A 21,528-nucleotide genomic window follows, 5' to 3' on the forward strand; every position below is an offset into this window, starting at 1 on the left:
GATAAAAATAAACAAAGATCCTCTTCTTGTTTGAAGAGGATCTTTTTCTTATAGCGTTTTAGCTTTTGGATTGGGTGGTGTAACAGGAGTATCCTGTTCAGGCACTTTTGTTAACAGAATGCCACCAATAACAAATAGTATGATAATACTAAGTACACCAGCGTTTGTTTTTCCAGTTAACTGAGTCGTAACCCCAACTAATACTGGCCCCATAATGGCTGCAAATTTACCAAAGATATTATAGAATCCGAAGAATTCATTAGCAGATTCTTTTGGTACTAGCTTTGCAAAATAAGAACGGCTTAATGCTTGAATCCCGCCCTGAGATGTGGCAACTAACATTGCTAAAATCCAGAAATCAAGTGTCGTTTTTAAGAAATAAGCATATGTGCAGATAATGATATAAATAATAATACCAACATATAGCATTTTTTTACCGGTAAATGTTTCCGAGAGTTTTCCATACAATAAAGCGAACGGACAAGCAACGATTTGTGTTACAAACAAGATGATTAATAGATTAGTTGCACTAATCCCAAGATCCGTTCCGTAAGCTGTAGACATGGTGATAATCGTATCAACTCCGTCAATATAGAAGAAGTAAGCGATTAGAAACATAAATACAGTTTTGTATTCTTTAATATTTTTAAACGTATCAGCAAGGCGCTTGAAGCTCATTGCAATTGGTCTTGGATGGCGTTCGATATAGTGTGTTTGTTCTACGTTTTTGAGCATTGGAATTGTAAATAACCCCCACCAAAGAGCTGTTATCGCGAAGGAAATTTGACTAGCAATGCCGACTGATAGAGGGATAGTCCCTTTTTGAGCAAGAATGATAAGAGCAATACAACCGATAAAAGGAATTGTGCTCCCAATATAACCTAAGGCAAATCCTCTTGTAGAAATTTGGTCCATTCTATCTTTAGAAGTAACATCTACTAAGAATGCATCATAAAAAATATTTGCTCCGGCAAAACCGACTAATGCGAGCATATAGCACCCTAATAATAAGTACCACTGAGATGTTGGAACAACTGCTAGCATACTTGTAAATACGATACCGAGCCCAAAGAAGAATGTGAAAAAGCGTTTTTTAAATCCTTTATAATCAGCAACCGTGCCGAGAATAGGGGCAAGTATAGAAACTAAAAGTGTAGCGAATGAGTTTGCATATCCCCAATAGGCTGTTGAAGTTGCTCCAGATAGTCCGGCTTCTTTTGCAGCTGCTTTAAAGTAAATTGGAAATAATGCAGTTGTAATGACAAGCGAATATACCGAGTTCGCCCAATCGTATAATATCCAGCTTTTTTCTTGTCTGGACATTTTTTTCATATAATGTTCCCCCTTAAATTTGTTCTACTAACAGTGTACAAAATTAAAAATTGTAAAAAGAGAAACAGTGGTGATTTTTACATAACTTTTACATATATACACAGTTCTTTACAATTGAAGCAAATCCTCTACAATCGCTCCGTCTGTTTCACCTAAGTGCAAACCGAGTAATCTAGCGATAGTAGGACCTTCATCAATAAGTCTCATATACGGGATTGTAACGCCGCTTTTTATACCTTTCCCAGCAGCTATAAAAATTGTTTCATAGTTAGGTTTTGTTGGAGAATATCCATGAGTTCCGAATGTATATTTTTTACTAGGAGTAACATCTTTTTGAACAATGTCTTTTATAAAATCTCCTGTATAATTTTCAGTGAAATAATACCCTTCTTGTGCTTCTAACATAAATAAACAATTACCATCTGCACCGCATTCCTTCGCATCTTCATCATGAAGGATAAATTCAATTCCGTTTTGTTTATTTTGAAGCAATTCTTCAAGAAGTAGTTGTACTTCTCGGATTGTATCTGTATCGTTTTTGTCCTTCACATATACATAGGCAGACCCGTCGCAACTTTGACAATAGGCCTTCCAATCTACTATTTTCCCTTTTGAATTTATAGAGATAAGCCCATTTTGATGAAATAGCACATTTAATTGAATTGCTTTGTTTTCACTTAAAGCGCTATGATCGCCAAGAGCAATAATTGTACTCTCTTCGTATATCCCGCTTTCTTTTAATGCATGAATAATTTTTCCGAGGCGTTCGTCGTGTCTATGGATTGCAGCTACTGTTTCCTCGGACTCGAAGCCATGGTAATGTCTTTGAGTGTCTAAATCAGTAAAATGTACAAACATCACATTAGGCTTTTTCGTATGGATTGTATGTACGGCAGAAGCAAGGACGAAATCATCAAGCTCAGGCTGTGATAATCCATTTCGTATATGGCCGAAACGACGATTTAAATCTAATTGATATAGCGGGCTACCGCTAAATAATGAAACTAAAATTTGATTTTGCCACGGTCTATTTGGAAAAATTTCTGGTAAATTGTAATCGATATTTGCTCTTCCAGTAACAGGCCATAGAAGGGCTGCTGTCGTTAAATTTGCTTTGCGTGCTTCATCATATAAAGTTGTTCCTTTAATGGACTTTCGATACCAATGCCAATCTGGTGACTCACGTCCTGGTTGAAGTAATGTATTGCTGACAACGCCATGCTTATTAGGATAATTACCGGTTACGATTGTTGAGTGGCTTGGATATGTTACAGAAGGATAAATTGGCTCCACTTTTTTCGCAATCGCGCCCTTTTTTATTAAAGTTTGGAAATTAGGTAGTTTTTGTAATATAGGAAAATCTAAAGCTGATAAGCAGTCGAAAGATAAAATAATGACGTGATTTGTTAATGCTTTATCCATAAAGTTTCCCTCCTGATTATATAAAACCTATTCTTATATATTACTATTAATACCTGGTAATAAAAATATATTTTCGAATAAAATTCTATTGTTTATTTTCAGAAAAATTAAACATATAATAAGTATAAGGGAATGAATGGAAGGAGGGAATACGGTGGATTGGTTAGATGGATTTGGTATCTTTTACATCATTGGTGGAGTCACGATTCTCCTTGTATTTTTTATGTCATATTTACTAAAGAAACGTTTTCCAGACAAACAGTTTGATATTATATTTGCACTTAGTTTAGTACTTCTTTGTTTAGCCTTCTTTCCTGTAACAATGATTGCTATTGGTGGATGGGAAGGAATGGGATATGGATTTATTTGTTTCTTCGTTTTAATTGGTACACTTATTGGTATGATTGCTCATCAACTTGTAAAAATAGTTCGGAAAAGTTATGTATAAAACAGTAAGAATTGAAAAGAATGTATAAAAAAAAGAAAATTCACTCTTGTTTTGGAGTGGAATTTATATTATGATATTCAACAAATTTATTTCGTTATAACGATGAAAAAGGAATAGTACATGTCTTACCTTTTTGCAGAGAGAGAATCCTTTTGGCTGGAAGATTCTTAAAAGACGATATGGAACCTACCTTTGAGTTCTGCATATGCAGCGGGAAATTCCCGTTATCAAAAAGAGAGCATACTCAATTTTTTTGTGTATGAATCAGGGTGGTAACGCCGACAAAGCTCGGTCCCTATTTGGGGACGCGGGCTTTTTCTATTTTCTAAAGGAGGAAGAATGACTATGGTAAAAGAACAAGTACAAGCCATTACGAAGATGGAAGAAGACTTTGCTCAGTGGTATACCGATATTGTAAAAAAAGCGGAGCTTGTTGATTATTCAAGTGTGAAAGGTTGTATGATTTTACGTCCATACGGTTATGCATTATGGGAAAATATGCAGAAAGTGATGGATGAAAAATTAAAAGAATCTGGTCATGAAAATGTGTACATGCCAATGTTTATTCCAGAGAGTTTATTACAAAAAGAGAAAGATCATGTTGAAGGATTTGCTCCTGAAGTAGCATGGGTTACTCATGGTGGGGATGAAAAGTTAGCGGAAAGGCTTTGTGTACGCCCTACATCTGAAACTTTGTTCTGTGAGCATTTTTCAAAAATTGTTCAATCATATAATGATTTACCAAAGTTATATAATCAGTGGTGTTCAGTAGTTCGTTGGGAGAAGACGACGAGACCATTCCTTCGTACAACTGAATTTTTATGGCAAGAAGGTCATACGATTCATGAAACGGCGGAAGAATCTCAAATTGAAACATTAAATATTTTAAATCTATATGCTGCTTTTTGTGAAGAGTATTTAGCGATTCCGGTTATTAAAGGGCAAAAAACAGAAAAAGAAAAGTTTGCAGGAGCGAAGGCAACTTATACGATTGAAAGTTTAATGCATGATGGAAAAGCACTTCAAACAGGAACATCTCATAACTTTGGAACGAATTTCTCTGAAGCATTTGATATTAAGTTTTTAGATCGTAACGGTAAGTGGCAATATGTACACCAAACTTCGTGGGGTGTATCAACGAGAATGATAGGTGGACTTATTATGGTCCATAGCGATAATAACGGACTTGTAATGCCGCCAAAAGTCGCTCCAGTACAAGTTGTTATTGTACCTATTGCTCAGCATAAAGAAGGTGTGTTAGAAAAAGCAACAGAGTTACAAGGACGTATTCAGAAGGTTGCGCGTGTAAAAATAGATGCTAGCAATAAAACACCGGGCTGGAAATTTAATGAGTATGAAATGAAGGGAATTCCAATTCGATTAGAAGTTGGTCCAAAGGATATTGAAAAGAATCAAGTTGTACTTGTAAGGCGAGATACGAAAGAAAAAGAATTTATAGCAATGGATCAATTAGAAGAACGTATTCCATCATTACTTGAGGAAATTCATCATTCTTTATTTAATAAAGCAAAAGTATTTCGCGATGAGAATACGTATAGTGTGACGAATTTCGAAGAGATGAAAAAAGCAGCTGATGAAAAGCAAGGGTTTATTAAGGCGATGTGGTGTGGAGAACTAGCTTGTGAAGAGAAACTAAAAGAAGAAGTTGGAGTATCTTCACGCTGTATGCCTTTTGAACAAGAACATTTAGCTGACGAATGTATTTGCTGTAGTAAAGAAGCAAAGCACATGGTCTATTGGGGAAAAGCATATTAATACTCTTTCTGATAGATGCCAAAAGGACTTTGGGTTGCATAATAAACTGCAATCCAAAGTCCTTTTTAGTTTTATATTGGTTTCATGTATTTTTTAGATGGAAGGATGTTGGTCTTTATTTTGCATTTTTACGGCGAATAAACAATAGCATACCAATTAGGAATGTTGAAAGTCCCATTAAAATAGATGCAGGATAATGCGCTGCAGTAGTAGGTAACTTATCACCTTGTTTTGTCGCATTATCTTTTACGTTACCACCTTGTGAACTGCTATCACCTTTAACTCGATTGCCCTCTTGAGAGCCTTTGCCATCTTGCGAACTGCTATCGCCCTTAACTCGATTGCCACCAGAACCACTGCCATCAGAACCGTTGCCACCAGAACCGTTACCACCGGAACCGTTGCCACCAGAACCGCTACCACCAGAACCACTGCCACCAGAACCGTTGCCACCAGAACCACTGCCATCAGAACCGTTGCCACCAGAACCGCTACCGCCAGAGCCGCTACCACCGGAACCATTGCCACCAGAACCATTGCCACCAGAACCGTTGCCACCAGAACCACTGCCATCAGAGCCGCTACCGCCAGAACCGTTGCCACCAGAACCGTTACCACCAGAACCGTTGCCACCAGAGCCGCTACCACCAGAACCACTGCCATCAGAGCCGCTACCGCCAGAACCGTTGCCACCAGAACCGTTGCCACCAGAACCGTTGCCACCAGAGCCGCTACCGCCAGAACCGTTGCCACCAGAGCCATTGCCGCCAGAACCACTATCGTCCTGAGAACCGTTGCTTCCTGGAGGTTTATTATTATCTTTTGAGTTTCCTTCTGCTAAATGATCACTGTTTTGTACAATAGCGTTTGTTATTGGATTGAAGTTTTCAGTTGCAGCACTACCAATATTTAAGCCGCTAAAAAAGGATAAAGAAAGTGTTGATGCTAAAATGAAGATTTTTGTCATTGTTTTCCTCCTGAAGAAAAAATTATTGTTCCATCTAAAATACACACCTTCGTAATATTTCATAGGAAAAAGAGTTTTATGCAAAAAAAACTATATATAGAAAAAGGTGGTGTATTTCTAAAGGGAGAAAAGAGTTAATGTAAATTTTTTGCAAATAGTAGAGTGATGGAGAATTTATACTCATAACAGTAGAGGAAGTGGCAACGGATGAAAGAATATATTGCATTTGATATTGGTGGTACGCAAATTAAATATGGAATTGTTTCAGAAATAGGGGTAGTACTAATGCATAAAAAGGTCCCAACAGAAATTCACTTGGGCGGGGAACAAATTGTTCAAAAGCTTATATATTTATCAAAAAAGTTAATGACTGAACATACTATTTCCGGAATTGGTATTAGTACAGCGGGAATTGTTGATATTGATAAAGGAGTGATAACGGGAGGTGTGGATCATATTCCGCGTTATGCTAATATTTCTATTGTTGAGAGATTACAAGAAGCATTAAAAGTTCCTGTATCTATTGAAAATGATGTTAATTGTGCAGCCTTAGGCGAGAAATGGAAAGGTACAGGGAGGAGAGAAAGCGATTTTATTATGCTTACGCTTGGAACGGGCATTGGTGGAGCAATTGTTATAAATGGGGAGTTATACCGTGGACATTCGTTTGGCGCTGGGGAATGGGGGAACATGTTAATAGAAGGGAATACTTTTGAGGAGGTTGCCTCAATTTCGGGATTAATTCATCTTGTACGAAGATATAAAGGGGAAAAGGAGTGGGATGGTAAAACAATTTTCGAATTATATGATAAGGGTGATAGCGGTGTTACTCAAGCCGTGAAGATTTTCTTTAAACATTTGGCGATTGGAATTAGTAACCTTGCTTATATTTTTAATCCGAAAATAATTATTATTGGTGGAGGAATTACTGAAAGAGGAGATGATTTCTTAAATGAAGTGAAGAAAGAGATAGGAACATACTTAAATCAAGAGATTTATAGTAATTGTGAGATTAAACTTGCACAAAGCGGCAATTGTGCAGGAATGATTGGTTCTATTTACCACTTATTACATCAGTATAAATAAATATAGTATCTGTTTTCATATAATTGAGAATTTATCCTTTTTCTCATTAGATAAATAATGCTACAATATAAGAGGAGAATACAATGTTTTCCGATTTGGAAAATGCTTTGTAGAAAGGAAGAAACTTCATGCCTATTATTTTAGAAAAAGGACAAAAGATTGATTTAACGAAAGGACAACCGAGAGTAGCGAAACTGCAGGTTGGCTTAGGCTGGGATCCAATTGGGCAATCAGGTGGGTTTCTGTCTTCTTTATTTGGAAGTAAACCAAGTGTAGATTGTGATGCATCTGTTGTTATGTTAGAAGGAGATCGTTTTTTAAACAAAAATGATTTAGTTTACTTCGGCAACAAACTTTCTACTTGTGGTAGTATTATTCATTCAGGAGATAATTTAACAGGTGAAGGCGCTGGTGACGACGAAACAATTTTCGTAGAATTACATAAAGTTCCGAGCCGTATTAATCGTTTAGTATTCGTTGTAAATATTTATGACTGTGTAAATCGTCGTCAAGATTTCGGGATGATTCGCAATGCATATATTCGTATTCAAAACCCACAAACAGGTGAAGAATTAGCACGTTATAACTTGTCAGATAATTACGCTGGCAAAATGACTTTAATTGCAGGGGAAATGTATCGAGACGGAAACGAATGGAAGTTTTCAGCAGTTGGAGAAGGAACACAAGATAAAAACTTAAGTGAGATTGTATCACGTTACCAATAAAATAAACCAAGGAGGAATTGTATATGGCATCAATTTCATTGAAAAAAGGACAAAAGGTAGACTTAACAAAAACAAATCCAGGTCTTTCGAAAGTTCTTGTAGGGCTTGGTTGGGATACGAATCGTTATGACGGACAAAACGATTTCGATTTAGATGTTAGTATCTTCTTAGTAGGTGCTAACGGTAAAGTTTCAGGAGCAGAGGATTTCGTCTTCTATAATAATCCAAAAGGTGCGAATGGTGCTGTAGAGCATTTAGGGGATAACCGTACAGGTGAAGGTGAAGGCGACGATGAAACAATTAAAATAGACTTAAAAAATGTTCCTGCACATATCGAACGTATTTGCTTCACAATCACAATTTATGATGGAGAAGGCCGTAGCCAAAACTTCGGACAAGTTTCTAACTCTTTCGTACGCATTCTGGATGAAGAAAAGAATGCAGAATTAATTCGTTACGATTTAGGAGAAGATTTCTCTATTGAAACAGCTGTAGTAGTAAGCGAATTATACCGTCACGCAGGTGAATGGAAATTCAATGCAATCGGAAGTGGATTCCAAGGTGGATTAGGTTCTCTATGTAATAACTTCGGTTTAGATGTAGAGTAATAGATTTATATATCCATCAGTGAAACGCGTATTTACTGATGGATATATTTTTTGAAATTAAAATATAGAGGTGAATATATATGGTTATTCAATTGCAAAAAGGACAGAAAATAGATTTAGCAAAAACAAGCCCAGGTTTATCACGAGCAGTAATTGGTCTTGGATGGGATATTAAATCTTATGATGGTGGATCTGATTTCGATTTAGATGCATCTGCCTTTTTATTAGATGCGAACGGGAAATGTACGAAGGAAACTGATTTTATTTTCTATAATAATTTACAGTCTCCTTGTGAATCAGTTTTACATACAGGAGATAACCGTACTGGTGCAGGTGACGGTGATGATGAGCAACTTGTTGTCGATTTGAAAAAGGTTCCAGCAGATGTTCATAAAATTGCTATTACAGTTACAATTTATGATGGAGAAGGCCGTAATCAAAACTTTGGACAGGTTGCAAATGCATTCGTTCGTTTAGCAAATGAAGAGACAAACGAAGAAGTTCTTCGTTTTGATTTAGGGGAAGATTTCTCCATTGAAACAGCAGTTGTCTTTTGTGAATTATATCGTCATAATGGACAGTGGAAGTTTAGTGCAGTAGGAAGTGGATTCCAAGGTGGATTAGGTGCGCTTGTAAGAGCGTATGGCTTGGATGCATAAGAAGGGAAACGGCATTCGTTTCCTTTTTTTGACCTTTCTATAAATCTAGCAAAGAATAGGGGATAAAGGTAAGATGAGTATTTTGCAAGGAATCCTTGATACGTATGCTCAGTTTTTCGACTTGGACATGTGGATTAAAGTGTTACAAGATCCAGTATCTTGGGGGTTAATAGGTACACTTGTTGTACTTGAAGGTTTATTATCTGCTGACAATGCACTTGTGTTAGCGGTAATGGTAAAACATCTTCCAGAAGAAAAACGAAAAAAAGCATTATTCTATGGACTGATTGGAGCTTATGTATTCCGTTTTATTGCAATTGGAATCGGAATGTTCTTAATTAAATTGGCATGGGTAAAAGTGTTAGGTGCGCTTTACTTAGCTTGGCTGTCAATTAAATATTTCATTGATAAAAGAAAAGGCACTTCAGAAGAAGAGGAAGCCCATGGTATGAACCAAAATAGTATTCTCTTCAGAATGTTCGGTGTTTTCTGGGGAACGGTTGCGATGGTTGAATTAATGGATATCGCATTCTCTGTGGATAGTGTACTTGCTGCATTTGGTGTATCGAATGAAGTTTGGATTTTACTATTAGGTGGAATGCTCGGTATTTTAATGATGCGCGGTATCGCTGGCGTATTCTTAAAATTGTTAGAGCGTATTCCAGAACTTGAAACGACAGCATATATTTTAATTTTAATTATTGCAGCAAAAATGCTATTGTCTGTCATTCATATTGAAATAAGTCATACAGTGTTCTTTATTGTTTTAGTTGTAGCGTTTGCAATAACATTTATAATTCACTACATGAAGAATAGTGGACAAGCACGAGAAGAAGTTGCAGCTACTAAAAATGAACATAAATAATTGAAATGGGTTTGCTCGTTATGCGAGCGCCCATTTTTTATAACTAAAAATAGTTTATAATAGAAGAGAGACTTTAGAAAAAACGTAAATGTTTTTGGAGGTGAACTGTTGTGTTTTCACGTTTTACACTTCAACCATGTGCATTAAAAGATGAATCAGATTTAAAGCAATTTGAAGCGCTTTTAGAAAAACGCCCACAATATGAACTGACAGAGAATGAGATGAAATTTAGTTATATAGCAAGTCGCATTCTTGGTGTTCCTAATGATGTAGATGAATATTTCAATGAGCTATTTGATTATAGTGAAGCAAAAGGGATCGAGGTTTTGCATGAACAAAATTTAAATAAGGTGATTGATCCCGAAAAACTGCGCCATATTCAAGAAGTTTTTGCATTACATCAAGAAGCACCGAATGGACTTACAGTAAATAGGCTTGTAGCACATTTGTCTGGAAAACAACTATTACCGCAAGTAGACAATCCTGATTTACAGCATTATATACATACGACGTTTATTTCTGTATTGAAATTGTATGAGAAACAACATAATCAATCTTTAAAAACAGAAGGATTCCGGCGTTTCTTAATCGATATGATTAAATTAAGTGAAAATTACGTAGCGAAGTGGTTCTCTACGATTAATTATAAGAAACAAATGCCGCGTATCGTTTGGTACGGTGATGCGACGGAGAGTCGTATATATTTCTTATACTTTCTTATTATGCTCGGCTGCGATGTGCTTTATTATCACCCAGAAGGAAAAGATGGATTTGAGAGTGTAGATGAGGAAGGAAAGACCTTTGTCGTATCTCATTCGGGCCGTATTTCATTGGAACCATTTCCTGATCGGCGTCGTGAACGCGTTGCAACAGTAGCTTATCAAGCTTCAAAAGAAATCGAGCAAGTACTTCACCACGATAATTCATTATTATACAAACCGTGGCAATTCCGTTCGTATACACCTGTAGCCCGTACGCTCAAAACAACGTACGATGAACTCTTTTTAATTACGAAAGAAAAGGCATTTGTACGTCCAACATTCTTTGTTGAAAATAAGCATATTTATATTCCTTCTTTATTTGCAAAAATATCAGGTGTTTCAAAGAATGATAAAGAATATTTCCAGCGATTAAAGGCTGTTACATCATTTGATAACAGTTTCTTAATTAATACATTCCCGTTTACGAAAGAACAAAAAGCGAATTTCCAATATCATTATCGAGATGCATTGGACCGCACAGGGAAGTTACATCCGGATTTAATTATGAACAGCCATTGGTGGCCACATAAGCGTTTACCAGAAGGATTACAACATGGTATTGCAGAAGCAATCATCCATACGTGTGAAAGTGAAATGTGTAAACCAATTGCGAAAGAGACGAAACAAGATGTAGCACTGTATGTTTTCGCACAACTCTCTCAAATACCACCGAACATTTTAGAGCAGCTTGAGAAATTTGATTATTCGCAAGAAGTACCGAAAATTGTTATATTTAATAATGAGAAGAGCGGAGAATTAAGTCGTTCTGATGCTGTGTTATTACTATTTTTAAATCAAATTGGAGTAGATGTATTCCACTTTAATCCAACGGGGAGAAACGATATTGAACCGTATATTGAATCAGGAGCATTTGATTCACATTGGCTTGAAGAAGTTAATTTTGATCTTGAATTTCATGGTTCATCAGCCTATAAAAATTTATCACAAACAATAAAAGGACTATTTCGTCCATTTTTATAAGGAAAGGGAGAATATCATATGAATAACCCAGTCGTACTAGATTCGAAAACAGAATTGAATGAGCAAACCGCACAAGATGTTCGCTTGCAACTTAGACAAGATGCTGAAGTACAACGTATTTATAATGCAGTAGACATTAAAGACCAATTAGAATTAATCGAGCTTGGAAAAGAGCCTTCTATGGAGATTTCACGTTTCGCTGATCAAATTTTACATACAATGTCTTTATCGAAAGTAGAAGACTCTGGTGAATTATTAAAACAGCTTGGTAAAATTATGGACAGATTTGATAGTAAAGACTTTGCGGAAGAGAAAAGTGGTTTCTTCTCACGTATGTTCAAAAAAGCAGATAAAATGATTGAACAAATCTTTAGTAAGTATCAGACGATGGGTCGCGAAATGGATAAAGTATACGTAGAAATTACGAAGTATCAAGATGAAATGAAAAAATCAATTGGTACGTTAGATGGTTTATATGAGCAAAACTTAAAGTATTATTTAGACTTAGAAAAATACGTAGTAGCAGGGGAAATGTTATTAGAGCGTTTAAATACAGAGTTAGTTCCGATGTACGAAGAACGCATACGTAATAATGATCAGTTAGCAGGTATTGAATTAGAATCGCTTAAAAACTCTGTTGAAATTTTAGAACAACGTATTGATGATTTAGAAAAAGCACGTATGGTTGCTCTATTAACAGCGCCACAAATTCGTATGATTCAACGCGGTAACAATAAATTAATCGGTAAAATCAATACAGCATTTATTACAACGATTCCTATTTTTAAAAATGGTATCATTCAAGCGGTAAATGCGAAACGTCAAAAACTTGTTGCGGACTCTATGGCTGAACTTGATCGCCGTACAAATGAATTACTTAAGAAAAATGCACAAAATATCGCAACTCAAAGTGTGGAAGTAGCGAGAATATCAGGTTCTTCTAGTATTAAGATGGAAACACTTGAGGAAACTTGGAACATTATTTCAAGAGGTATGCAAGAAACACAACAAATTGAAGAGCAAAATAAACGTGAGCGTGAAGAAAGTCGTAAGCGTATGGCTACATTAACAGAAAACATTAAAAAAGAATTACAAGGATAAACAAAAAGGCAATGAGGAATATTCCTCATTGCCTTTTATTCGCTATTTGCGTGCTAATAATTAGTGGGGATGAACAAAATCCCCACTGATTAAAGTTGCACTTTATTTTCTCTTAAATAATTTAATGATTTCATTCACAACAAGCGGAATGATACTTAACAAGAGAACAAATCCCCAATCTCGCATTGTTAATGCATGCACACCAAATATATTGGCAAGAGGTGGGATGGAGATGATACACACTTGCATAAGAACACCGATTAGAAGTGAGAAGACTAAATATTTATTTGTAAATATCCCAATTGAAAAAATTGATTTCGTTCTTGAACGTAAGTTAAATGAATGAACGAGTTGAGAAAAACTAAGAACGACAAATGCCATCGTTTGAGCGTGTAATAGAGCGTCTTCATCAATTTGATCTGGGAAGAGAGGAAATAAATTTGTATCTCCTGTATAGAGCTTTGCCCCAACGATAAAGGCTGTTAAAGTAAGAAGTCCAATTACAACCCCATTGAAAATAAGAAAAGGAACGCTGCCGCTAAATAAGCTTTCTTTCGCATGTCGTGGTTTGTCCTTCATCACATCTGGATCTTCAGGATCAACACCGAGTGATAATGCAGGCAGTGTATCTGTAATTAAATTTACCCACAAAATGTGAATAGGTCGTAGTGGTGTTGCCCAGCCGAGTAAAATAGCTAAAAAGAGAGCTATAATTTCGCCGAAGTTACAAGAGAGTAGGAAGAGAATAGACTTTTTAATATTACGATAAATATTTCTTCCTTCTTCAACAGCTTTCACAATAGATGAGAAGTTGTCATCTGTTAAAACTACATCTGCTGCGCCTTTTGCGACATCTGTTCCTGTAATTCCCATCGCTACTCCAACATCAGCTTGTTTTAAAGAGGGAGCATCATTTACACCGTCACCAGTCATGGAAACGATATTTCCTTCATCACGTAATGCTTTTACAATCTTCACTTTATGTTCTGGAGAAACCCTAGCAAAGACATTTAAGTGATTAATTTTACTTGCTAGTTCTGTATCTGAAATGTTATCTAATTCAGTTCCAATCATAATTTCAGATTTTTCTTCAGCAATACCAAGTTCTTTGGCAATTGCAAAGGCGGTATCCTTATGATCACCAGTAATCATAACTGTGCGAATACCAGCTTTTTTACATTCTATAATTGAATCTTTTACTTCTGTGCGTGGTGGATCAATCATACCGACAAGACCGATAAAGATGAGATTTTCTTCGAGGTGATTAATATCCACATCGTTTGAATCGTATCGTTTATATGCGAATGAAAGTACTCTCAAGGCTTCTTGCGACATTGACCCGGCAGCTTCTAATATTTGATTTTTATCAGAATCTGTTAGGACCTCCAGTTTATTATTTATAAAAATATGGGTACAGTGAGGTAAAAGTTTATCAATAGCACCTTTCGTCATGCTATAGTAGCCTTCATCGTACGTATGTACAGTTGACATCATTTTACGATCAGAATCGAAAGGCAATTCGTTAACACGATCATGTTTATTTTCTAAATAATCTTTTTGAATGTTAAAAGAGCTTCCGGCAACAAGAAGGGCAATTTCTGTAGGATCCCCCGTTTGTGAGTCGGCACCGTAAGAAGCATCGTTGCATAAAACCATATTTTCTAATAATAGACGGTGTGCAGCATTATTTACATTCAAATTTTCTAGCTGATCGTATGCACGATCACTATAAAAGTGAGTAACAGTCATTTTATTTTGAGTTAATGTACCTGTTTTATCTGAACAAATAATCGTGACAGAACCGAGAGCTTCAACAGCTGGTAGTTTACGAATGATAACGTTCTGTTTAATCATACGCTGAACACCAATTGCAAGAACGATGGAAACGATAGCTGGTAAGCCTTCTGGAATGGCTGCAACAGCTAAACTAATTGCGGTCATAAACATTTCCAAAGTATCTCTTCCTTGTAAAAAACCGATGAGAAACATAATAACGCAAATAGCTACAGCGACAAAACCTAAATATTTTCCTACTTGTGCTAAGCTTTTTTGAAGCGGTGTCATATCATCTTCAGCTTCATGCAAAAGAGTTGCGATTTTTCCGATTTGTGATTTCATTCCAGTTTCGACAGCAACACCGACGCCACGTCCGTATGTTACTAACGTCGACATAAAGGCCATGTTTTTTTGATCGCCTAATGGTACTTGCTCATCACTTTGCATGGAAGGGTGGTAGACTGCATCTTTATCGACAGGGACAGATTCACCAGTTAGAGCAGATTCTTCAATTTTTAAATTCGCAGTTTCGATAAGTCGTAAATCGCAGGGGATATACCGCCCAGCATCAAGCATAACGATATCACCTGGAACGACGCGCTCAGATGGAATCTCTTTAAGTTCACCATCTCGCTTTACGATAGCTTTAGGGGTTGCCATCTTTTTCAATGCTTCTAAAGCCTGTTCTGCTTTCGATTCTTGGATTACACCGATAACAGCATTTAAAACTACAACGAGCGCGATAATACTTGCATCGGCCCATTCACCTACAAAGGCGGAAATAAGGGCAGCGATAATAAGGACATATACGAGGACGTCATTAATTTGGGCGAAAACGCGCTGCCATAAAGTACGTTTTTGTTTCGAAGTCAATTCGTTTGGACCATACTGTTTTAAACGTTCATTTACGTTTTCATCTGTTAAACCGTGCTGTTCATTTGTTTCTAGGTCGATTAATGTTTGATTTTTCGTCTTACTGTACCAATTGCTCATAAGTAAGCACCCCCAGTAAAAACAGTTAGCAATGGTAGTGTGGCAATTTTTTTAGAGTAGTATGTATGGAGAAAAAATCTAAGGTGAGGTTCTACTTTCATTGTACAGTATTTTAGAATGTGATGAGGAAAAGAGAAGAGTTGTCATGAATTTGTTGAAATTAAAAGAGCCTCGAATACGTGAGGCTCTTTGTTATTTTTTAATTAATGTACCTAATTCCTCAGTAATAGCTTGCATTTCACTAATACTGAATGTTTCACGTTTCATAACATGCTCATAAATGTCACGTAAGTCCTCGTACATTTCTGCGTTAAAACTAGCAGCTCTCATTGCTCCAGCATTAACCATGCGTAATTTTTCTTTAATAGCTTCTACCATATATTCAACGTTTGCTTCTGATTTTACGGATAAATCCACCGAAGTGTCCCCCTTTAAAATAACATAAGGTTATCTTAACATTTTTTTATCATTTTCGTTAATGAAACTTTTCAATCCTATTAAATTAGTAGGGATTTCCTTTATATTTAATAATTGGTTGTTTATACTATATAAGTATATAGTAAGAAATGCACCAAGAAGGGAAGAAACAAAAATATGGTCCGGGTATTGTTTGTTTGTCTTGGGAACATTTGTCGTTCTCCAATGGCAGAAGCAATTTTTCGAGATCTTGTCGTAAAAGAGGGACTCGAAGAGAAATTTGTCATTGATTCTGCAGGAACTGGAGATTGGCATATTGGTCATCCACCACATAAAGGAACACAAAAAATTTTAAAAGAAAATGAAGTCTCTTTTGAAGGAATTAAAGCACGGCAAGTAGAAAAAGAAGACTTAACAAAGTTTGATTATATTATTGCCATGGACAACAAGAATATAGCGGATTTAAAAAGTTTTGATAAAACTGGAGGCTATATTGGTAGACTGTCCGATTTTGTTCCAGACGGTGGCTGGACAGACGTTCCTGACCCTTACTTTACAGGGAACTTCCAAGAAGTGTATGACCTTGTAACAGAAGGGTGTGTAAAGCTATTAGCTTTCATTCGAAATGAACAAGGAATATGAGGAAGCTTAGAAAGTAATACTTTCTAATATAAGAAATGAAAGGGTGAAGGAATATGGCAAAGAAAAATAATATTGCTCGAAACATTGCGATTGGTGTAGCTGCAGGTGTAGCTGTATCTATGTTAAAGAAAGAAAACCGTGAAAAAGTAAAAAACACGGCAGAAAAAGCAAAAACAAAGATGATTGAAATTGGTGAAAATGCGAAGATAAAAGAAAAAGTGCAAACTGTTACAGATAAAGGACGCGAACTTGCTGATTTCAATGTAGTGAAAGCGAAAGTAGCAGAAATTAAAAAATTGACGCCGTCTGTTGTAGAAACGTTAAAAGAAACGAAAGAAATTTTTAGTAAGAAAAAAATTGTTCCAGTAGAAAAGCCGGAAACGATTGAAATTCAAGCTGTATCTCCAAAGGTAGATGAGCTTAAAGCAGAAGAAGAGCCAGTGGTAGCTGAAGATGGTGGTATGAAAGAAGCTCGTGAATTATTTATGAAGGACTCAAATGCAGAGGAAAAAAAAACTGAAGAATACATTGAGTTAAAGCAAAATAAAGAAGAGAAGAAAAGCGTCTAAAACATATGAAAAAATTTCTAGAAAAAGCAAAAAGACATCGTACTTTTTCGTTTGGGAAAGATTTATATGACCGGACGATGCGCGATGATGTAGCGGGCTTAGCAGCACAGCTCGCTTATTTCTTCTTGCTTGCGATTTTTCCTGGGCTTGTTTTCTTAATTACGCTTCTTGGCTTTATTGACCTTCAAACAGAAAGTGTGCTCAATTTATTAGAACCGTACGTACCAGAAGATGCGATGAACTTAATTGAAGTAAACGTAGATAAAGTTGTAAACGAACAAAATGGTGGTTTATTATCATTCGGTTTACTATCGATGTTATGGTTTGCTTCTAATGGAGTAAATGCGATTATGAATGCTTTTAACCGTGCTTATGATGTAACAGAAACACGCTCCTTTATTAAAACAAGAGCTTTATCAATTGTGTTTACATTAGCTATTATTTTTATGATTGTGTTTGCGCTAATTGTTCCAGTATTCGGACAAGTAATTGGTGCAGCAGTGTTTAAAGCAATTGGTTTATCGGATAGTTTTGCTTATGTGTGGAGTATTGCACGTTTAGTAGCGAGTTTCTTCGTTTTGGTCGCTTTGTTTAGCTTTTTATATACGTTTGCACCTGATCGGAAATTAAAGCGAAGAGAAGTCATATCGGGGGCTTTATTTGCTACTGTAGGGTGGATTGTGGTATCGTACTCATTTGCCTATTATGTAGATAAATTTGCAAATTACGCTAATACATATGGTGGTCTCGGTGGTATCATTATTTTAATGTTATGGTTTTACTTAACTGCGTGGGTAATTTTACTTGGTGGTGAAATTAATGGTTTACTCCATCATTATAGAACGGGTGACAATAATTCCCGTAATGAAAAATGAGCTCTTGTTCCATAATAAAAGGGAACAGGGGGGATATTTCATGAGTAATAATAAAAAGAACCACAATAATAAAAGCAACAATAAACAAAAGAGCAGTTCGCATCCAAAGCATAAAACAAGCAGCAGTGCGAACGGTCATAATAGCTACCATTAAAAAAAACGGGTCCTTCATCAGGGACCCGTTATTTATTTCCTTTTAATAATCGTAAACCATTCAAAATGACAAGGATGGTACTTCCTTCATGTCCAATAACACCGAAGGGAAGAGCTAAAAACTGTAAAAAATTTGAACAAATCAGCATTGCAATGACAGCTAAAGAGAAGATAACGTTTTGCTTCACAATACGGTTCATTCGTTTTGATAAACGGATTGCTTGAGAGAGACGAGATAATTCGTTTTTCATAAGAACAACGTCTGCAGTCTCTAATGCTACGTCTGTTCCTTCACCCATTGCAACACCAATACTAGCAGTAGCGAGGGCAGGTGCATCGTTTATACCATCTCCAACCATGGCGACTATGCCATACTTTTCTTTTAACTGCTTTATCGTTTCAACTTTTGTTTCCGGTAAACATGATGCGTAATATTCTTTTATATTACTTTCATTGGCAATTGCTTTTGCTGTTTCTTCATTATCACCAGTAATCATGATTGCTTCGACACCAATGCTTTGCAAATCACGAATAGCCGCTATCGTTTCTTGGCGAAGGGTATCTTTTAAAGCGATCAGTCCAAGAATACCATCCTCATCACTAATATAAACGACAGTTTTCCCCTCTTTTTCAAGTGAAGCAGAAATGCCATTATGGAATGTTTTTATTTCTTCCCCGATAAAATCAGCTTTACCAATTTTATAAGCTTTGTTTTCTAATATTCCTTTTAATCCAAAACCAGTTACATCTTCAACGTTTTCTGGTTTTTTTATCGTAATGTCGTAAGCATGTTTTGCATATTTAACAATCGCTTCTGCTAAAGGATGTGTAGAGTGACTTTCAATCGCTGCTGTAATAGAAAGTACTTCACTTTCTGCTATGCCTTCTCGAACATATACATCTGTTACAGTAGGTTTTCCTTGTGTTAATGTTCCTGTTTTATCAAAGGCAATCGCCTTTACTGAAGCTAGACGTTCTAAATGAATACCACCTTTAAAGAGAATACCGTTTCTCGCTCCGTTTGAAATTGCTGATAAAGTTGCCGGTGTAATGGCTGCAACTAGTGCGCAAGGAGAAGCGACTACAAGTAAGATCATAGCGCGATAAAACGTTTCATTCCAACTCCAATCAAGTAAGAAATGAGGAACGAACATCATAAGCGCAACAACAAGTAGTACACCTTTTACGTATGTTCCTTCAAATTTTTCGATGAATAGTTGTGATGGTGATTTTTCGCTTTGTGCACTTTGAACGAGACGAATAATCTTTTGGAATAATGTTTGATCGCTCGGCTTCGTAATTTTAACTTCAATAGCTCCACGTAAATTTACAGTGCCAGCAAATACTTCATCACCGAATTTTTTCTCATTCGGAATAGGTTCTCCTGTAATAGCAGCTTCATCAATATTTGTTTCACCAGTATGAATTGTGCCATCAGCAGGAACACGCTCACCTGGCTTAATTAAAATAATATCGTTAATTTGTAATTGTCCAACTGGAATACGTTCCTCGGTTCCGTGTGAAATACGTAATGCTTCTTCAGGTTGTAAGTCAAGAAGCGCTGAAATTTCTTTTTGGCTTTTACTTAATGTATAAGATTCCATTGCTCCGCTTAATGCAAAGATGAAGATTAAAATAGCACCTTCTGCCCAGTAACCGATAACTGCGGCGCCGATAGCTGCAAAAATCATGAGCATTTCAACATTTAGCTCTTTCTCTTCAATTGAGTCTGCAATACCTTCTTTCGCTTTTGCGAATCCTCCAATTACATAAGCAAGGATATAGAAAGTAATACCTGCACTTATTGCATCATTTTTTGTGAATAACCAGCCAGCTAAAATAAAAATACCAGATGCGATTGCAAATATAAGTTCATAATGTTTCTTTAATGTATCCCATAAAGAGGGATGAGAAATATCTTTTTGTGCTTGTAATGTTTTTACGTCTGCGTTCATTAATACTCGCTCCTTCCGAATTCTTATTGAGAAAAAGAATCAAAATCGAAACCCCTATAAAACGACGAAAGCTGCCATCCATAATGGATAGCAGCATTTCTGTTGAATCTGATTTTAATAGTTATTATGTTGTAATTATTCTATAGTATATCATATGTTTTTCTTAGATGATATGTTTTTGTTTTAGTATAAAGTGAAACTTTAATCAGTGGGGGTTTTGTTCATCCCCCACTGATTATTAGCCTTCACCAATCGGGCTTTTACGGACAGCGGGGCTCCCACCTAACTTCTTTGCCCCAGCCGAATTTGGAGGTGGGAGTTTTACTGCCCGGCGAATAGCGGGATAAACTGAAAACTTGTGTTTTCGCATTTCCTTTGGTATATATGAATATTGTTCATAAAAAGGTCGGAAAGGAAGACATCAAGTTGAAGACAGAGAAATTTTTTACCCATCCGATTGGCGTGTTTATTGCTGCAATAGTAGCAACATTTTTATGGGGAAGCGCATTTCCCTTTATTAAATTAAGCTATGTTGAACTTGGAATTCAGCCACAAGAAGTCGGGGAACAAATATTATTTGCTGGCTATCGCTTTTTCTTATCTGGTGTAATGCTCTTATTATTTTTTAAAGCGTTAGGAAAAGATATGAAGTTCAAAAAAGGAACAGGAAAGCAGTTAGTTCAAATTGGCTTGTTTCAAACTTTTCTTCAATATATATGTTTTTATATTGGAATGAGTTACAGCTCAGGAATTGAAGGAGCGATTATTTCAGGAACATCATCATTCTTTCAAATTTTACTCGCACACTTTTTATATAAAGATGATGCTCTAAATAGGAGAAAAGTAATTGGAGTAGCTATCGGTTTTTGCGGTGTGATTTTAGTGAATGTACCGAGTGATGGAAGTTTATCATTCCATTTTGGAATAGGTAGCTTATTACTTCTTGGAGCAGCGATGATGTATTCGTATGGAAACATATTAGCGAAAGAAGGTAGTAAAACGTTAGATATTGGGTATATGACAGCATATCAGATGATTTTCGGATCAATTGGTTTGATATGTATAGGTGCATTTCAAGTTGGAATGGTGCCATTCGCATTTAATCTACATGCAATACTTATGCTCATATATTTATCGTTCTTATCAGCAGCGGGATTCTGTATATGGAATACAATTATGAAGTATAACAAAGTAGGGAAAGTCTCGATGTATATGTTCTTTATACCAGTGTTTGGTGTGCTACTATCAAGTCTGATTTTAGGGGAAGCAATTCATTCCTTTGTACTATTTGGTTTAGCATGTGTCGCAGCGGGAATTATTGTAGTAAATCGTAACCCGGTTAAAAAGAAAGTTGAGCAAGAAAAACAACTAGCATAGAGAACAGAAAAACGATTAAAATGGAAGAACAGTATTGTTC

At 36.2% G+C, this 21,528-nt stretch carries 19 protein-coding genes and 1 other annotated feature; of the genes, 13 read left to right on the forward strand and 6 right to left on the reverse strand.

The window, feature by feature from the left end; all coding sequences use genetic code 11:
• Positions 1-48: 48 nt before the first annotated feature.
• Both EXW56_RS02265 and EXW56_RS02270 read right to left on the reverse strand, forming a co-directional pair.
• Positions 49-1,332, reverse strand: coding sequence for an MFS transporter (locus tag EXW56_RS02265; protein WP_215597155.1), 1,284 nt, complete (start codon positions 1,330-1,332; stop codon positions 49-51).
• Between the two features lie 108 nt (positions 1,333-1,440).
• Positions 1,441-2,754, reverse strand: coding sequence for an alkaline phosphatase family protein (locus EXW56_RS02270; RefSeq protein WP_098988257.1), 1,314 nt, complete (start codon positions 2,752-2,754; stop codon positions 1,441-1,443).
• 154 nt (positions 2,755-2,908) lie between these two features.
• Here EXW56_RS02270 and EXW56_RS02275 point away from each other — a divergent pair, with 154 nt between their 5' ends.
• A complete protein-coding gene (locus EXW56_RS02275; protein WP_080013753.1) occupies positions 2,909-3,202 on the forward strand; it encodes a YesK-like family protein in 294 nt (97 codons plus the stop codon).
• A gap of 93 nt (positions 3,203-3,295) precedes the next feature.
• Positions 3,296-3,502 (forward strand) — a binding site (T-box leader).
• 45 nt (positions 3,503-3,547) lie between these two features.
• Entirely contained in the window at positions 3,548-4,978 is a 1,431-nt protein-coding gene (proS, locus tag EXW56_RS02280; RefSeq protein ID WP_002201888.1) for a proline--tRNA ligase, read from the forward strand.
• A gap of 115 nt (positions 4,979-5,093) precedes the next feature.
• On the opposite strand, the gene EXW56_RS02285 is transcribed toward proS, so the two are convergent.
• The gene (locus tag EXW56_RS02285; RefSeq protein ID WP_215597156.1) at positions 5,094-5,945 is read right to left on the reverse strand and encodes a cell wall anchor protein; all 852 of its coding nucleotides are present in this window, start codon (positions 5,943-5,945) and stop codon (positions 5,094-5,096) included.
• 207 nt (positions 5,946-6,152) lie between these two features.
• On the opposite strand from EXW56_RS02285, the gene EXW56_RS02290 reads away from it, so the two are divergent.
• From EXW56_RS02290 to EXW56_RS02320, 7 genes are all read left to right on the forward strand, one after another.
• Positions 6,153-7,031, forward strand: coding sequence for an ROK family protein (locus tag EXW56_RS02290; RefSeq protein ID WP_215557900.1), 879 nt, complete (start codon positions 6,153-6,155; stop codon positions 7,029-7,031).
• 128 nt (positions 7,032-7,159) lie between these two features.
• The gene (locus EXW56_RS02295) at positions 7,160-7,756 is read left to right on the forward strand and encodes a TerD family protein (RefSeq protein ID WP_002029589.1); all 597 of its coding nucleotides are present in this window, start codon (positions 7,160-7,162) and stop codon (positions 7,754-7,756) included.
• A gap of 23 nt (positions 7,757-7,779) precedes the next feature.
• Positions 7,780-8,364, forward strand: a complete 585-nt coding sequence (locus EXW56_RS02300) for a TerD family protein (protein WP_002029588.1) — start codon at positions 7,780-7,782, stop codon at positions 8,362-8,364.
• Positions 8,365-8,444: 80 nt separating this feature from the next.
• Positions 8,445-9,023, forward strand: coding sequence for a TerD family protein (locus EXW56_RS02305; RefSeq protein WP_002010227.1), 579 nt, complete (start codon positions 8,445-8,447; stop codon positions 9,021-9,023).
• A gap of 73 nt (positions 9,024-9,096) precedes the next feature.
• Positions 9,097-9,888: a TerC family protein gene (locus EXW56_RS02310; protein WP_215597157.1), complete on the forward strand. Its 792-nt coding sequence runs from the start codon at positions 9,097-9,099 to the stop codon at positions 9,886-9,888.
• A 110-nt stretch (positions 9,889-9,998) separates the two neighbouring features.
• Complete coding sequence (locus EXW56_RS02315; RefSeq protein WP_215557902.1) at positions 9,999-11,630, forward strand: YceG family protein; 1,632 nt, start codon at positions 9,999-10,001, stop codon at positions 11,628-11,630.
• Between the two features lie 18 nt (positions 11,631-11,648).
• On the forward strand, positions 11,649-12,731 hold the full coding sequence (locus tag EXW56_RS02320; protein WP_002113709.1) for a toxic anion resistance protein: 1,083 nt from the start codon (positions 11,649-11,651) through the stop codon (positions 12,729-12,731).
• 102 nt (positions 12,732-12,833) lie between these two features.
• On the opposite strand, the gene EXW56_RS02325 is transcribed toward EXW56_RS02320, so the two are convergent.
• Positions 12,834-15,500 carry a cation-translocating P-type ATPase gene (locus EXW56_RS02325; protein ID WP_215557903.1) on the reverse strand — a complete coding sequence of 889 codons (2,667 nt, stop codon included), beginning with the start codon at positions 15,498-15,500 and terminating at the stop codon, positions 12,834-12,836.
• Between the two features lie 192 nt (positions 15,501-15,692).
• Positions 15,693-15,917 carry a DUF1128 domain-containing protein gene (locus EXW56_RS02330; RefSeq protein ID WP_002113714.1) on the reverse strand — a complete coding sequence of 75 codons (225 nt, stop codon included), beginning with the start codon at positions 15,915-15,917 and terminating at the stop codon, positions 15,693-15,695.
• A gap of 177 nt (positions 15,918-16,094) precedes the next feature.
• Between EXW56_RS02330 and EXW56_RS02335 the strand changes: the two genes are divergently transcribed.
• The 3 genes from EXW56_RS02335 to EXW56_RS02345 are packed head-to-tail and all read left to right on the forward strand — an operon-like array spanning position 16,095 to position 18,003.
• On the forward strand, positions 16,095-16,559 hold the full coding sequence (locus tag EXW56_RS02335; RefSeq protein ID WP_215557904.1) for a low molecular weight protein-tyrosine-phosphatase: 465 nt from the start codon (positions 16,095-16,097) through the stop codon (positions 16,557-16,559).
• A gap of 53 nt (positions 16,560-16,612) precedes the next feature.
• Positions 16,613-17,128 carry a DUF4075 domain-containing protein gene (locus EXW56_RS02340; RefSeq protein ID WP_002201882.1) on the forward strand — a complete coding sequence of 172 codons (516 nt, stop codon included), beginning with the start codon at positions 16,613-16,615 and terminating at the stop codon, positions 17,126-17,128.
• 5 nt (positions 17,129-17,133) lie between these two features.
• The gene (locus EXW56_RS02345; RefSeq protein WP_070138694.1) at positions 17,134-18,003 is read left to right on the forward strand and encodes a YihY/virulence factor BrkB family protein; all 870 of its coding nucleotides are present in this window, start codon (positions 17,134-17,136) and stop codon (positions 18,001-18,003) included.
• A 182-nt stretch (positions 18,004-18,185) separates the two neighbouring features.
• Here EXW56_RS02345 and EXW56_RS02350 read toward each other — a convergent pair whose 3' ends face one another.
• On the reverse strand, positions 18,186-20,111 hold the full coding sequence (locus EXW56_RS02350) for a heavy metal translocating P-type ATPase (RefSeq protein WP_215597158.1): 1,926 nt from the start codon (positions 20,109-20,111) through the stop codon (positions 18,186-18,188).
• A gap of 426 nt (positions 20,112-20,537) precedes the next feature.
• Here EXW56_RS02350 and EXW56_RS02355 point away from each other — a divergent pair, with 426 nt between their 5' ends.
• Positions 20,538-21,488: a DMT family transporter gene (locus EXW56_RS02355; protein WP_215557905.1), complete on the forward strand. Its 951-nt coding sequence runs from the start codon at positions 20,538-20,540 to the stop codon at positions 21,486-21,488.
• Positions 21,489-21,528 lie beyond the last annotated feature (40 nt).

It is taken from the genome of Bacillus mycoides (assembly GCF_018742245.1).
Lineage (GTDB): Bacteria > Bacillota > Bacilli > Bacillales > Bacillaceae_G > Bacillus_A > Bacillus_A cereus_U.

Bases quoted from the DNA above. Each gene is read 5' to 3' on its own strand.
- EXW56_RS02350 (WP_215597158.1), bottom strand. From the start codon at position 20,111: ATGAACGCAGACGTAAAAACATTACAAGCACAAAAAGATATTTCTCAT.
- EXW56_RS02345 (WP_070138694.1), top strand. From the start codon at position 17,134: ATGAAAAAATTTCTAGAAAAAGCAAAAAGACATCGTACTTTTTCGTTT.
- EXW56_RS02305 (WP_002010227.1), top strand. From the start codon at position 8,445: ATGGTTATTCAATTGCAAAAAGGACAGAAAATAGATTTAGCAAAAACA.
- EXW56_RS02290 (WP_215557900.1), top strand. From the start codon at position 6,153: ATGAAAGAATATATTGCATTTGATATTGGTGGTACGCAAATTAAATAT.
- EXW56_RS02325 (WP_215557903.1), bottom strand. From the start codon at position 15,500: ATGAGCAATTGGTACAGTAAGACGAAAAATCAAACATTAATCGACCTA.
- EXW56_RS02310 (WP_215597157.1), top strand. From the start codon at position 9,097: ATGAGTATTTTGCAAGGAATCCTTGATACGTATGCTCAGTTTTTCGAC.
- EXW56_RS02285 (WP_215597156.1), bottom strand. From the start codon at position 5,945: ATGACAAAAATCTTCATTTTAGCATCAACACTTTCTTTATCCTTTTTT.
- EXW56_RS02270 (WP_098988257.1), bottom strand. From the start codon at position 2,754: ATGGATAAAGCATTAACAAATCACGTCATTATTTTATCTTTCGACTGC.
- EXW56_RS02265 (WP_215597155.1), bottom strand. From the start codon at position 1,332: ATGAAAAAAATGTCCAGACAAGAAAAAAGCTGGATATTATACGATTGG.
- proS (WP_002201888.1), top strand. From the start codon at position 3,548: ATGGTAAAAGAACAAGTACAAGCCATTACGAAGATGGAAGAAGACTTT.
- EXW56_RS02320 (WP_002113709.1), top strand. From the start codon at position 11,649: ATGAATAACCCAGTCGTACTAGATTCGAAAACAGAATTGAATGAGCAA.
- EXW56_RS02340 (WP_002201882.1), top strand. From the start codon at position 16,613: ATGGCAAAGAAAAATAATATTGCTCGAAACATTGCGATTGGTGTAGCT.
- EXW56_RS02300 (WP_002029588.1), top strand. From the start codon at position 7,780: ATGGCATCAATTTCATTGAAAAAAGGACAAAAGGTAGACTTAACAAAA.
- EXW56_RS02295 (WP_002029589.1), top strand. From the start codon at position 7,160: ATGCCTATTATTTTAGAAAAAGGACAAAAGATTGATTTAACGAAAGGA.
- EXW56_RS02335 (WP_215557904.1), top strand. From the start codon at position 16,095: ATGGTCCGGGTATTGTTTGTTTGTCTTGGGAACATTTGTCGTTCTCCA.